Source organism: Streptomyces griseoluteus, from assembly GCF_004784465.1.
GTDB classification, from domain to species: Bacteria; Actinomycetota; Actinomycetes; order Streptomycetales; family Streptomycetaceae; genus Streptomyces; species Streptomyces griseoluteus.
In genome coordinates, this window is the sequence record NZ_SRRU01000008.1 from 139031 (window position 1) to 153523 (window position 14493).

4 protein-coding genes are annotated in these 14493 nt (G+C 68.6%); 1 reads left to right on the forward strand and 3 read right to left on the reverse strand.

All coding sequences use genetic code 11. The features are described from left to right. Window positions 1-61: 61 nt before the first annotated feature. Genes E5082_RS22105 through E5082_RS22115 form a run of 3 tightly spaced genes read right to left on the reverse strand, consistent with a single transcriptional unit; the run spans window position 62 to window position 13407 of the window. Window positions 62-4111, reverse strand: a complete 4050-nt coding sequence (locus E5082_RS22105; protein WP_135792986.1) for an Eco57I restriction-modification methylase domain-containing protein — start codon at window positions 4109-4111, stop codon at window positions 62-64. After that, entirely contained in the window at window positions 4111-7077 is a 2967-nt protein-coding gene (locus E5082_RS22110) for a helicase-related protein (protein WP_135792987.1), read from the reverse strand. Before E5082_RS22110 ends, E5082_RS22105 begins: the two co-directional genes overlap by 1 nt. Window positions 7078-7110: 33 nt before the next feature. Further along, entirely contained in the window at window positions 7111-13407 is a 6297-nt protein-coding gene (locus tag E5082_RS22115) for a protein kinase domain-containing protein (protein WP_135792988.1), read from the reverse strand. 738 nt (window positions 13408-14145) lie between these two features. Here E5082_RS22115 and E5082_RS33740 point away from each other — a divergent pair. Beyond that, the gene (locus E5082_RS33740; protein WP_167514118.1) at window positions 14146-14466 is read left to right on the forward strand and encodes a sigma factor; all 321 of its coding nucleotides are present in this window, start codon (window positions 14146-14148) and stop codon (window positions 14464-14466) included. Window positions 14467-14493: the final 27 nt, after the last annotated feature.

Below are 14493 nucleotides of genomic sequence, written 5' to 3' on the forward strand. Positions count from 1 at the left end.
GCTCCTGAAGTGGCTTCTCACAGTTGAGGGTGGTCGGGTGCGCGCGGCGATTGCCGGGCGCTCAGGCGGGGTGCCGGGGGCCGTGGCCGGGGGGCGGGGTGAGAGTGGAGGTGTAGTTCACGCCGTCCACCAAGGGGTTTTCGAGGCTGACGCCGGCTGCGGCCATGCGGTCGTACTCGGCCAAGATCAGTTCCTTCGTGCGGTAGGTGCCGTACTTGGCCTCGTCCTTACGGCGGACGATGGGGAAGGTATCGAGGATGTAGTCAGCGTCATCGCGGGATATTCCATACAGATGGAAGAAGAGGGCGTTCAGTTCTGCCTGGATCACCTGGCGGCGGGCGCTGTCCCAGCGGAAGGGAGACCGCATGTCACCTAGCGTGATGGCGAAAGGCTGCATGTCGTAGCTACTGTAAGTCAGCTCCAGAACACGTGAACGGATGAAGGCTTGGTGGCCTGCCGTGTGTTGTGGGGCAGGGACTGGGAACTGATTGCAGAGAAAGAAATTTAGGTGTACGCCACCGACTTTCAGTCTCGCAACGTAGTCCAATGCGAAGGAGCTGAGGCTGGCTACCAGTTCACCGACGCGGCTTACCAGGTGCGGCGCTATGAGAGACGTTGGAAGGCTGTTGGCGGCTGCCGAGTCAGGCACTAGGCTGACTATGACTGTGCGCTCGTTGGTAGGGCTGGTGACATCTCGCCAGCCCAAATGCCAACTTTCCCGCCAGCCCTTAGTGGCGACTCTGGCGCGGACCTCTTGTTCTGTCACCCAGCTATAGGGAATGGCAGACCTATCCGGAGCTTCCCACTCGGCTGAGCTAAGGTAATCCGGTTGGTTCTGGCGCTTTGCTGCAGTTTCACTTTTCACGACATCGGCGGCGCGATGATTATAGAAGTCGACCATCTTGGCTTCGTACAGAGGGAGCATTCTCTGTTCACCGTTGGTGAAAATGTTTCCCTTTAGTAGCCATCCCGTAGCCTGCAGATCCTCCCGTGTGCGGAAGAGGTGCGAATCGTTCGACAAGTCGAACATACGCATAAATGACACGCCCCACGGGTTACCGTCGGAGTCGCCCTCCCTGATCAGAACAGGAACACGGCGGTAGATGCCGAGGATGATCTCGGCGTCGCGGCGGGAGCGGAAGACGGGGCAGGTGCCCGTGTTGGGGTTGAGGAGAGTTATCTCCTCCGGAGTGAGCGTGAACGTCTTGTTCGAGTCGTTCAGCTCTGATGGGTCGTGGAGGAAGAAGGCGAACCGCGCAGCCGGTTCATGCATGGTGCGACCAGTGAGGGAGAGGACGCTGAACTTGAAAGAACGGTGAACGCCAGAGAAGAGCGGTGCCGCGTTCTCGAAGTCGTACAGGGCCGTTATCGCCCCGTTCTGTACCAGGTCCTTGAAGAAGAACTGTGTCGTAGCGTCCGTTGCGATGCCCGTGGGCACGATGACGCCCGTTCGGCCACGCGGTCCCGTCATCATGCGGTCGGTCTCGGCGAAGACCGCGTATGTATTGATGTCACCCCGCCCGGTGAGGGGGTAGCGCAGCGACAAGCGTAGGAATTGGCTCTCGCCTTCGGATTGACGCTTGGCCGCAGTGAACTCGGCGAACAGGTCTGGGTTCGTCTCCGGCAAGGCCGAGATGAGACGCTTGCGTGCAGCTGCATGCGCGGCCTTGGCGATCTCCGGGTCACGCTGGGCGAAGAATTCCTGCTCCTGCAACTTGATGCGCTCCCACGGTGGGTTCCCCAGCACGCACGAGAAGCCCCCATCCCATCCCACCGACGGATCAACGTCGCCGTTCGCAGCCTCTGAGACGCTGAAGACCTCCGGAAACTCCAGATGCCAGTGAAAGAACCTGTACTGCTGGGCAAGCCGGATGACCTCGTCGTTCGTGCTCGCCGGAATGCCCGCGCCCGCGCTCTGAAGGTCACGGAAGACACCCTCTGTGACCGGAGTCGGCGCACCCGGTGACTTGGGCCAGACGAAAGCCGCGCACCAGGCGTCGCTGATGTGCAGGGCCCGGAGATACTCCGCCGACTGCTCCAGCTCACGGAAGCGGCTCGACTGGAGACGGACGTCGCGCAGGGTGTTGGTCGGAGCCGAGGTGATGTCCCGCAGGCTCGCCGCGAAGGCGGCGTTGGAGACCCAGATGCGTTCCTCGGTGTGGAAGCTGAGCTGGCCGCCGCGCTCCTTGGCGTTCCGCTTCTTGATGGCCGACGCGATCTTCTTGTCGTCGCCCTCGATCGGCTTGAAGGCGTCGTCGGGTATGCCGTTGGCCAGCAGTGCCGGCGTGGCTCCGATCAGTGCGTTGCCGTGCTTGATGTGGGCGTCCAGGAAGCCCAGGGGCTTGCCCGGCTCCAGGGCCTCCAGCCAGAGCGACACCTTGGCCAGCTCGACCGCCATCGGGTTGAGGTCCACGCCGTAGATGCACCGCGCGACGACCTCGTGCAGGGCGTGGCGCACCGCGTCGATCGTCGGTTCCGGGTTCTGCTCCCGTACCGCCGCCACCCGCTTCGCGATGCGGCGAGCCGCAGCCACCAGGAAGTGGCCCGAGCCGCAGGCCGGGTCGCAGACCGTCAGGTTCAGCAGTTCCTCGACGATCGCCTCACTCGCGTCCGGCTGGCCCGAGCGCGTTGCCCGGATTTCGCCGCGCTTCACCGCGTCGTCGATCACCGGGTCCAGCGCCGAGTCCAGCAGGCACTCGATCAGCGAGGACGGGGTGTAGTACGAGCCCGTGGTCTTACGAGCGTTGCCCGCTAGCTCCACCAGCTCGAAAGTACGCTCCGTCGCGTTGTGCTTCGGGACCAGCTCCAGCAGGGACTCGTAGATCGAGCCCAGCTCCTCCGCGTCCAGGTGGCGGTAGTCGACCACCCGGTTCCGCTTGCTGCTCGTGTCCCGCACGATCGACAGGGCACGGACCGCCTCCAGCAGCGGCTCGTTCGACAGCGACAGGCGGTGCAGGAGCTTGTCCGCCTCCGTGTCGTCGAAGATGCCGCCCAGGCCCGGCAGGCCCAGCTCCGGCAGGCCGTCGTCGTTGCCCAGGCCCGACAGGACGAAGCGCAGCGCTTGGTACAGGTCACCATGGGCCGTACCCCGGCGGCGCTGGGCGTGCCGGCGCAGGCGGGCCGAGGAGAAGTACGCGGCGTAGCGATCCCTCGCCGTCTCGTCCGCCGACGGGGACAGCAGGACCTCGCGGTCCTCTGCCACGAACAGGAACAGGAGCCGGTAGACCAGGCGCAGCAGCGCGTAGTGGAAGGTCTTGACCTCCAGGGTCTCCCGCAGCTCCCGGTTGTCCGGGTGCTTCAGGAAGCCCGTGCCGAGAGTCGTGATCGCCCGCTGGACGCCCTTCCTGAGCTGGTCCAGGGCACGGGTGCCCTGGGCTATCGCCTCCGTGCGCCACTTCTCCAGCCAGCACGTCGACGGTGCCGCGTCCTCCGCGACCTCGAAGCGCGACACGTGCAGCAGCCGGTACAGCAGCACAAACTCGCTGAACAGCTCACCGTCGAAGATCGCCTCCAGGTCGAACTCGACGTACGACGCCGTGGCCAGCGCGCTGGAGTCCCGGAGCAGGCGGACCTGGCGGCCGTTGGTCAGGACGCCCCACAGGTGAACCTCGGTCCGGTTCAGGCACTCCTGGAGCATCGACTGCGGCGGGACCGTACCCGCGCCGCCCGGCCGCTTGTCCAAGTTGGCGTTCCATGCCACCTGGTGGATGAGCGCGTGCCGCCAGCGGTGCGAGACCTCGAACCGCTTCTCCGCGTCCGAGTCCGCCGTGACGCCCTCCGTGCCGATCGGACTCAGCCGGCCGAAGCCCAGCTCCCGCCACAGCGGCGCCAGCCAGTCTGCTCCCGCACGGCCGGTGGGGTCGGTCGCGGGCAGGCCCGTCGCCCGGTCCTCTGGGAGGTTCTTACGCACGTCGCGCCAGAGCGGCTTCAGGTACTCCCAGCTGCGCTCCGCCTCGTCCCGGACCGAACGGGACGACGGGAGGCCGTAGTCGGCGGGCTTCGAGCCCGGGACGTCCTTGCCCTCGGAGATGCGCAGCAGCATGTCGGCCGGCAGCAGACCTCCGACCGTGTGGACGGCGGTGAACACCTGGTTGCGGGTCGTGGCGGACATCAGGCGGACGCTCCAGAAACAGCGGCAGGGGTGGAGGAGGAAGCGGAAGGGTTCGCGGGCAGGTAGAGGTACGCGCCCAGGACGTCGGCCGGCTTCTGGGCGGTCACCGACAGGCCCCGGACGATCTCGCCGGAGGCCTGGCGCACGCGGCGGTGCGAGGTGTCCAGCTCGGCGGCCAGTTCCTCGCCGTACGTCTCCAGATAGCCGTTCGCTTCCGGGAGTTGGTCGAGGATGCGCTTCATCATGCGCTCGCCGAAGTGCGGGTCCGTGTTCTCGGACGCCGTCGCGTCCAGCAGGGCCGTGGCGCGCTCCTGCGGCAGCCACACCGCGTTCTTCGGGGAGCCCTCGAAGGCCAGCAGCCTCGCGTCCTCCGCTACCAGCTGCTTCTCGCCGCTCCGTGACGGCAGGGTGAGGTGGAAGCGGTAGCGGACCAGCAGCAGCGTCGTCCGCGTCGTCACCGCGTCCGTGGTCACCACACCGCAGCGGCGTGCCGGGCGGGCCCCGTCCGCCTGGGTGTCCAGCGCCGCGTTCAGGACGTGCGACGCCAGCGCGCCCACCACCGGGTCCGTCCGCACCAGCGCCGCCTCGCCCCGCGCCACCGCCGGATCCGTCCGGAACGGGATCGGCCGGTCCTGCTCGATCACCTCAGCCCCTACGGCCGTCGCCAGCGCGTCCCGCAGGCCCGCCGGCGTACCGCCCACCTGGGCCGTGAAGTCTTCCTGCACGTCGGCTCCGCGCAGCACCGCGCCCAGCGAGCCCAGCGCCTCCCGTACGAACGTCTTCACCTCACCCGTACCGCCCAGCGCGTCCCGGATGGCGGCGACCTCCCGGGCGACCTCCTCCGGGTGGATCGAGCGCTGTGCGAACCGCGAACGCGAGGCCTTCTCCCGCTCTGCCGCCGAGTTCCAGTCGCTGTCCAGCTTCGCCGTGCTCACCTTGAACGCGTCCGCGCTGAACAGCGCGTCCTCGTTCTCGCGGCCGCGCATCAGCAGCCACTCCACGATCGCGTCCGTCACGCCCGTGGACAGCTCGTCCGGGATCGACACCGAGATGCCCAGGTCCTTCTTGATCTGGCGGTGCTTCTTGATGAGGACTTCGAGGACCTTGCCGTCGATGCCGTTGTCGTCGCCGTAGAGGGTGATGACGCGGACCTCGTCGCGGCGCTGGCCGTAGCGGTCGACGCGGCCCTCGCGCTGGTCGTGCCGGGTGGGGTTCCACGCCAGGTCGTAGTGGACCACGGCGTCGAAGTAGTGCTGGAGGTTCACGCCCTCCGACAGGCAGTCGGTGGCGATCAGTACTCGGCGCGCGGCGGCGTCCTGGCCGGCCTCCGTTGCCAGCGCCTCGATGTTGTCGATGCGCTGCTGCGGGGACAGTTCGCCCGTGACCGCCTTGACGACCGTCTTCGCGCCCAGGGGGCCGCGCTTCTTTGTCTCCGGGTCGTTGGCCAACTGCTCGGCCAGGTACTTGGCCGTGGGGATGTAGCGGCAGAAGACGATCGGGTTGTAGCCGTCGGCCAACAGTCCCTTGAGGTGCTTGACCAGGGCCTTCAGCTTGAGGTCCTGCGCGGGGCCCTCCAACTCCTGCGCGCGGTCGGCGAGTTCGGCCAGGCGCGAGCGCGGGTCGTCGATCTCGATCTCCGCGCCCGGCGCTACGTCCATGCCCTCCATGGAGTCGCTGTCGGCCGCGTCGCTGTTCAGCGGAGCGCCCAGCTTGTCGGCCTCCTCAGCCGACGACGCGACCGCCGCCGCGGACCTCGTGCGCAGCGTCTGCGCCGCCGCCCGCGGGGACGACACCAGCGAGCGCAACAGCGCGATCGCCGACCACCACGCTATTCGGGCCTCCCTCCGGCCCCGGCCGTCCGCCTCCTCCACCCGCTCGCTCGCGTAGGCGATCGCGTCGTCCAGCAGGGCCCGGTACTCCGGGGACAGCTTGTACGTCTCGTCCTTGAAGTAGCGGTCCGAGGGGAACGCGGTACGCTCCGCGAGGGAATCGTCGGCCAGGCCGTCCTCCTTGGTGAGGTACTGGCGGACGTCCGCGCGCTTGCGGGCCACGAAGTGCTGGGCCAGCAGCTTCCGACCCCGCTCCGACTCCAGGTCGACGTGCGCCAAGTCGGGCTTGACCAGGCCCAGCAGGTTGCGGAACGCGGACTCCTTGCCGCTGTGCGGGGTCGCCGTCACCAGCAACAGGTGTCGTTCCGCGTCCTCGGCGACCCGCCGCAGCAGCTCGTAGCGCAGCTGGTTCTGCGTGCCCGTCTTGGCGTCGTCGGAGGCCACACACGTGTGCGCCTCGTCGACGATCACCAGGTCGGGGCAGTGCCGTACGAAGTCGTCGCGGTGACGGGTGGACTTGATGAAGTCCGTGGAGACGACGACGTTCGGGTAGCGGTCGAAGAGAGACTGGCCCAGGTCCAAGCCCCGCTCCAGGCGAGTCACCGTCGACGACAGCACCAGCTCCGCGTCGATGCCGAACTTGCTCCGCAGCTCCTGCTGCCACTGCTCCGCCAGCGCGGGCGAGCACAGCACCGCCAGGCCCGACGCCTCGCCCTGCGCGAGCAGTTCGCTCGCGATCAGGCCCGCCTCGACGGTCTTGCCGATGCCGACGTCGTCGGAGATCAGCATGCGGACCGTCTTCTGACGCAGCGCCATCAGCAGCGGGACGAGCTGGTACGCGCGCGGCTTCACCGCGATGCCGGCCAGTGAGCGGAACGGGCCCGCGCCCGAGCGGAAGCCGACCCGCAGGGCCGTGCGCAGCAGGCCGGCCGCCCGCTGGTCACCGAGGTCGCTCGGCTCCGGCGGAGCGAACCGCGCCTCCTCGACCGTCTCGAACGCCGGGAACACGGCGGCGACGTCGTCGTCCGAGCCGCCGAGCGGGCGCAGGACGAGCAGGTCGGGCTTGCTCTCGGGAAGTACCACCCATTCGCGGCCGCGGGCCTTCACCAGGGAGCCGGCTGAGTACGTGAGTGCCATGTGTGTTCTTGAGTCCTCAGGAGAAGGCGGTCGTCAGTTGGCGGTCGGCGTGCCGAAGTAGCGGGCGTTGGCGCTGGCGATGGCGTCCCAGTCGTCGCCATGCGGGAAGCGGACGACATCCCAACTGGCGTTGAAGAGACGGTCCTCGGCGTCCTCGTCCCGGAAGGTGTCCTGCTCCTTGTCAGGCGTGTCGACGAAAACGGCCACGTTTCCGCCGGGGAGCCGGTAGACGAAGTCGGGCATGGCATTCGCCTCGGTGAGGAAGGGGTTCGCCTCGTCCGGCAGGTGCAGTCCCCGCGTCTTGGCCCAGCCCAGGAAGTCACCGTTCGCAACCAGTTCCGCGGCGGCCGACGGCTCGACAGCCGTAGGTGCCGCCGGAGCCTGTTCGGTCAGTCGCCGGAACTGCTCCGTCCGCGACTCCCCGCGCTCCTCGCGCCGCGCCATCGCCGAGGCCAGCCGCACCAGCAGTTCGCGCGCCGCGTGGCGGCTGATCAGCGAGTGGTCGAGCTGGTTGCCGTACGTCAGCAGGCACTCGTAGCAGCCGAGCGCGCAGGGGCGGTCCGGGTGCGGGCCGCCGAGGTCGGTGCCGTCCCCGGCGAAGTGGCAGATCTGCAACGCGTACCGGGCCGCCTTCGCCAGGGCATCCGGCTCCGCCTGGAGGCGGCGCAGCACACCCGCGCCGCCCTCGGCGGCCTCCGTGAACAGGAACCGGTCACGCGGGCCGCCGTCCGGCGGAAGCAGCTCGCTGGACAGTTCGGCGTCCTCCAGCTCGAACGCGGCCTCGATGCCCCGCTCCAGCGCGTACATGAGGGACAGCGCGACCGGTTCGGGCAGCGGCTCGTCGAGGGTGACGACGAGGATGTTGCGGCGGTCCTCCACGTAGGGGATGACCCGCTTCTTGCGGCGCCGCTCCTTGCCGTCCTCGTCGACCACCGGCAGCTCGCTGGAGTCGCCGGAGGCCTCGGAGGCGTCCTTGTCGTTCATCCAGCGGCCGTCGGCCAGGTCGAGCCAGTAGCCCGCCGGTTCGTCCTTCTTGGCCCGGACCCGGCCCAGGTTGGTGATCCTTATGGTCGCCGAGTCGCCGTAGGCGAGGCCGGCGAGCGGCACGCCGGAGGCGTCCGCGACGGAGGCGTTGAGGCGGCCCTTGCGAGCGCCGTGGTCCTGGAAGCGGTACGACGTCTCCAGCCGGAATCCGGCGCGGCGCCGCTCTTCCTCGTCGGAGGAGATCCGCTCCCGGCGCGTGGTGTACACCGTGTGCAGCTGGAGCAGGCCGTGCGTCGCCGGGCCCAGCGGCTCGTCGCACATCTGGCAGCGGTCCTGGCGCTCCGCCGGGTCGTGGTGGTAGCCGCACTTCGCGCAGCGGCGGGCCTCGCTGGTCGCCAGGTCCCCGGAGGAGTCCGGCGGCAGCTGAATCCGCGTCACCTGGTAGCGGGCGCCCTCGTGGTAGATGAGGGCGCCGGGACCGAACTCACGGATGGCGAGGAAGCGGGGCCGCTGGAGGTAGTCGCCGTCCCCGCGGCGGCGGCCGATGGTCGGGATGTACGCGGCCAGCGGCAGGCGCGGGAAGCTGTAGCCGGGCAGGAAGCCCTCGGAGGCGAGGTAGCGGTAGGGGTTGAAGTCGGAGAGGACCGACTTGCTGTCGACGCTCTCGTTCATCAGCAGGTTCAGCTGCGTCTCCGCCTCGCGGCGGCGGGCGTTGGCCCGGAGGCGGTCGGACTCGGTGAGGCTGTAGTCCAGGCGCCGCTTGTTCTGGATGTACTGGTCGTCGAGGGCGGCGCGGAAGAGCTGCCGCCAGCGGTCGAAGGCGCGGTCGAACCGCTCCGGGACCGTGCGGACCCGGTCCTGTATCCAGTCGTCGTGCCACCACGTCGTGTCGGCGAACTCCGGCAGCAGCGGGCCGAGCACCCGCAGCGCCGCGTCGACCGTGCGGTGCTGCGCGCTCTCGTCGAGGGAGGCCGCGAGGATGTCCGGCAGCAGTTGCAGAGCGGGGCTCGGGCGCTCGCCCGTCTCCGGGTACGACACATCGAGCACGTCAGGGAGGGCGCGGCCCAGTTTCAGGCCGGCCTCCGCGATCCAGATGCCCTGGAGATGGGAGAGGACCAGGTCCTCATTGGCGAGGTCGAGGCGCGGTGGAGCGACGGCGCCCGCCACCATGCGCTCCGAGCGGCGGAAGTAGTACTGGTCGTGGCTGTTGCCCGTCGCGCAGTAGGTGGTGACGAGGGCGGGCTGGCCGCTGCGGCCCGCGCGGCCCGAGCGCTGCGCGTAGTTCGCGGGGGTGGGCGGCACGTTGCGCATCATCACCGCGTTGAGCTGGGAGATGTCGACGCCCAGCTCCATCGTCGGGGAGCAGTACAGCAGCTTCAGCTCGGCCTTGCGGAAGGCCTCTTCGCGTTGTTCCCGCTCCTCCGGCGAGACCTGTGCGGTGTGCTCGCGCGCGAACAGGCCGGACAGGGCGCCCGCCGCGTCCCGGTACAGATCGCGGAAGAAGGTGTTGACGCGTGGACCGTCGCCGCTCTGGTAGGTGCGGGTCAGCGGGTCATGTGTGCCGCGCTCGCCCTTGCCCGCACGCCAGACGAGGGACTGGGCGGCCACCCGGTAGCCGGTCGCGGTAGGGGCCGGGGACCTGCGATAGCGGCCCGCGCGCTGCGGAGCCTCCGTGACCTCCTTCACCAGGCCCGCCTTGGCCAGGACCTTCAGCAACTCCTCGATGACGAGCTGGAGATCGGCAGGGTCGAGCTTCTTGAACGAGGTGTCCGCACGCCGCAGGTACTTGCCGAACTTGCCGCGGGCCGAGAGGAACAGGGCCGAGCGGTCCATGCCGGGCCGGGAGGGGTGCGGATAGGCGGTGCCGACCTTCGGTTTGTCGGCGGCGGACAGCACCCACGGGTCGATCAGCCGTTCCTCGCTTGCCCTCTGGAGCGAGTCGAAGTCGTCTCGGAAGTACGAGACGTCGATGGCGAGGGAGCGCCGCATCTCGTTGAGCAGCGCCTTCATGACCTCGGCCCGCAGAGCCGGGTCGGCGTCACGCAGCGCCTCGTGCGTGCCCGCCCACCGGTCCTGTGCGGCCGCCACCCAGTCCAGGTCCTCGTAGCCGATCTCCAGCAGGCCGGTCTGCTCCAGGTTCGGCATCGTGATGCGCCAGCCGCGCTCCAGGTCCAGATAGAGCCGGAACGCGATCACGTCGCGAAGGGTTTTGGCGGCGTTCCGGGCCAGGGAGGGAGGCAGATCACTCTCACCCGTGTAGTCGGCCGGGTCCATGGCGAGTGCGTTCGTGACCGCGGAAGCCAGGTCCTCGTGGTGGACGCCGTCCTCACCGGCGTCCAGAGCCGCCCGGTACAGAGCCCCCCGCAACTGCGTGATCTGCACGAAGTCGTTGAAGTGTCCCGCCTGGAGGGACGCGTCCTGCCGGTTGTCGACGAACGTGAGGAGCTTGCGCGCCTCCTTGTCGAGGACTTCCTCCGGCACCGACTTCAGCGACCGCACCACCGACGCCGAGATCAGCGAGGTCGCGGAGGAGCGGCCCTCCTGGTCGAGCGTCGCCAGTTTCGCGAAGTCCCGGCCGCGCGTCTGCTCGTACGCGACACCGCAGTGCAGGCAGAAGAGGAAGGGCGAGGGGATGAACGCGGCCTGGAGTTCGCCGCTCCCTTCGCGGCCGAACGGATCCACCGTGACGGCGCGCGGCACGCGGTCGCGGTACGGCTTCTTCACGACCTCCTGTCCCTTGTCGTCCAGCTCCAGCCAGGACTCGGGCAGACGGCGATCGTCCACGGCGTACTGCATGTTCGAGGGCCACGCCCGTTCGTGGTCGACGTACAGGTAGCCGTCACCCTGCCGGCCGCCCGTCGCGGACGTGTCCCGGCGCGCCTCGTACCGGACCTCGCCGTCCTTCTCGGTGCGCCACACGGTCAGATACTCCTGGCCGCACTCCCGGCAGAACGCCAACGGCATCAGCAACTTGCCGTTGCTTCCCGGCTGTTCGAGCTGGTACGAGCGGGTGAGGTGGCGGGAGAGCTTGTCCTCCAGGGTGACGTACACGGTGTCGCCCTTGGAGAGGAACTGGTGCAGCCGGAACGCGAACAGCGGCCGCTCGGTCACCGGGTGGCGGGCCTGAGAGCCGGCCTCCAGAGTGGCGCGGATCGCGGCGGCGCACTGTTCCTCGGCGACCCCGGACTGCTCGTGCAGCTCCTTCGCCGCCACCTCGATCTTCGTGGGCTGCTGGCGGACCAGCCGCCCCGTGGCCGCGTCGGTGGCCAGGCCGAAGCGCGATTCGATCCAGCGGGCCAACGGGTCGCGTACGAGATCGTCGTAGGCGCGAGGAGCTGCGGGGGAGTTGAGACGCTCGGCGGGGACGGCATCGGGTGATTCGTGGGTGGCGCGGACCAGCGTCTCGCCGATGACGTGTTCGGGGCGCACCGGCGTACCGAACAGGGTGCTCGCCACTCCGGCCACGACGTTCTTCTGGTCGTCGAGCGTGCCCTCCGTCGACATGGTGGCCGAGGTGCCGATGCACTGGAGGTTCTGCGCCTGGCAGGCCTCGCGGACCCGGCGGATCAGCAGGGCGACGTCGGCGCCCTGACGACCGCGATAGGTGTGCAGCTCGTCGAAGACGAGGAACTCGAGCCCCCGCGCCATCTTGATGAGAATCGCCCTGTCGGCGGGGCGGGTCAGCATCAGTTCGAGCATGACGTAGTTGGTGAGCAGGATGTCCGGCGGGTTGTCGCGGATCTCCTTGCGCTTCTCATCGTCCTCCTGGCCCGTGTACCGGGCGAAGGTCACCGGCTCGTGTCCCGCGCCGTAACCGTCGCGCAGATACTTCTCCAGCTCCTTGAGCTGGCTGTTGGCGAGTGCGTTCATCGGGTAGACGATGATCGCCCGTACCCGCTTCTCGGTGTTGGGGCCCTCGGCGTCGCGGTCGTGAAGCACCTTGTTCACGATCGGCACGATGTAGGCGAGTGACTTGCCGGAACCGGTACCCGTCGTCAGCACGTACGAGGCACGCGACTTGGCGGCGTCGATGGCCTCACGCTGATGTTGGTGGAGTGTCAGCGGGCGACCGTCGGGAACCGTGCCGCCCTCGGTCTTCTTCGCCTGGAAGATACGGGCGCACTCGTCGTGGAGCACCTTCTGGCCGGCGAGTTCGACCACTGTGCCGCCGCCCTGGAAGAACGGGTTCAGCGACAGCCAGGGGTCGGGCCACTGCGACTTGTTGTTGAGGTCGTCCTCTACGAACGCCGAGATGCGGTCGTCACGGATGACGGTGCCGCCCTCGGTGAAGGAGCGGTAGTCCTTGATGAGCGTGCGGTGGACACCGAAGACGTCCATGCCCGCGCCGGAGTTGGCGGGAGCCACCGTCTTCGGCGCCGAAGTGGCCCGCTGCGGGGGGGCCTGGGCGGCAGGGGTGCGGAAAGGGCGGGTCGGATCCAAGGCGCTCCAGTGCGGCAGCGGCGAGACGTCGCCGTCATGACCGGCCAGGGGGAGGAGCGCGTCGCGTACGGTCACCGCGTCGGCGGGACGGGCTGCCGGGTCTTTGGCGACAAGACGGTCGACGAGCCGGATGAGCTCAGTGGGAATCCCGCTCCGGATGAGGGTGATGGACGTCGGTTCTTCGCGGGTGTGCTTGGCGGCCAGCTCGAAAGGGGACTCGCTAGTGAACGGGGGTACGCCCACGAGCATTTCGTAGAGCACGCAGCCCAGTGCGTACAGATCGGCGGCCTGCGTGACCTGCTTGGCCTCGAACTGCTCCGGAGCCATGTAGCGGGCGGTGCCGACGCTGACGCCCGTGCTCGTCAGCCGCGCTTCGTCCGGATCGTCGACGATGCGACCCATACCGAAGTCGAGGACCTTGACGATGCCGCCCTGGGTCAGCATGACGTTGGCGGGCTTGAGATCACGGTGGACGACACCGGCGGCATGCGCGGCGGCGAGACCGGAAGAGATCTGGGCGGCGATCGCCGCGGCCCAGGTGACGGGAAGTTGCCGCTCCTCCCCTAGGAGATCGCGCAGCGTCTCGCCGTTCAGGAGTTCCATGGCGAGGTAGGGCAGACCGTCATGATCCTCCGCCACCCCGCCGTCGACGATCCGGGTGAGGTTGGGGTCGTCGAGGCGTCGCATGATGCGCACTTCACGGGCGAAGCGTTCGGCGGCCTTGGGGTCGGCGGCGGTGTCGATCCGGGTACCGGTACGGCGGCGCAGGATGGTCTTGACGGCGACCGTGCGCTCAGCAGTGCCTTCGGCGGCCCGGAGATCCTCGGCCCGATGGACCTCTCCCATGTTGCCCTTGCCGATGACATGCCCGATGCGGAACCTGCCGCCCAGCAGCTCCTGACTCACCGCTGCCCCCCTCGCCTTCGCCGTCTTGTTCCCGCACCCGATCGGGGCCTGGGAGCAGAAGGTGCCCCCTGCACGCATTGCCGCACAGCTCCTCGTGGCCGAGCGAGAGTGTGGCGTCCGCCACGGTACACGTGGAGGTTGAATCTAGATAGGAGTCAATCCGTTGACGTTGTCAACGCGTTACCAACGTGCTGGCGGTGTTACCGGGTGGGCGTGGGGCGTTGGGAGGTACCAGTCCGTCGGAGGGTATGGCACGCCGGAGGGCTCGTCCGGGGTCGAGTCCGGGAGTGGGGCCGGGGCTGGTTCGGGGGGTGAGGGTGATCGTGGGCCGGGGTTGAAGGCCCGCCCTGGCGGAGCTCCTGGCCCGGCTTCGGCGTGCGACGGTCGACGGCGCTGTGCCGGAATCCGTGTGCGTGGCGCACGCTCGCGCGCCGGGGCTCGGTGGCGTCGAGCTGGAGCGGCTGCGTGAGGAGCTGGCCAGGCTTGGGCTGCCCGTCCGGGGTGCGGCTGTGCATGCAGGTGGTGACAGTCCAGATGTGGAAAAGGTTGCACGAACTGGTGAGGAAAATGTGTGTGATGCCGCCTGGCCCTTCAATGGCGCCGTCAGCGCCCCGATGAACCGGTATGCCGACCCCGAGGGATACGAGTCGGCGGGGCTCGCCGACGGCTCCCTTCCCGTTGCCGGAAGCGGCGATCGGCGGGGGCGTCGGGGACCTTACGGCCGCTGTGGCCGCTGCCATGGCTGTCCTCGAGAGCGACCGGTTTCGGCGACGGCCGGACACACATCTGCTGACCGCCGAGGCGGAGGTCGGACTTGCCGTGCTGGTCCGGGGCGGACCGGACTACGGTGGAGGAAGCCGACGACGAAACGCTGCGCAGCCTGCCTGCCGACGATCTCCGTATCCGCGCACGGGACTCTTCGTCCTGCACATTCAGCGGCTCGTGCACAAGATGGTTCCCCGGTATCTGGATCGGGGTCCGGACTATGACGACCTGTTCCATCACGGCGCGTTGGGGCTGATGCGGGCAGCGCGGAAGTTCAACCGGCCAAGGGCTTGAAGTTCTCGACGTACGCGACCTGGTGGT

What these genes read in the sequence shown, in the direction of transcription:
- E5082_RS33740 (WP_167514118.1), top strand. Translation starts at nt 14,146, where the DNA reads ATGGCTGTCCTCGAGAGCGACCGGTTTCGGCGACGGCCGGACACACAT.
- E5082_RS22105 (WP_135792986.1), bottom strand. Translation starts at nt 4,111, where the DNA reads ATGTCCGCCACGACCCGCAACCAGGTGTTCACCGCCGTCCACACGGTC.
- E5082_RS22110 (WP_135792987.1), bottom strand. Translation starts at nt 7,077, where the DNA reads ATGGCACTCACGTACTCAGCCGGCTCCCTGGTGAAGGCCCGCGGCCGC.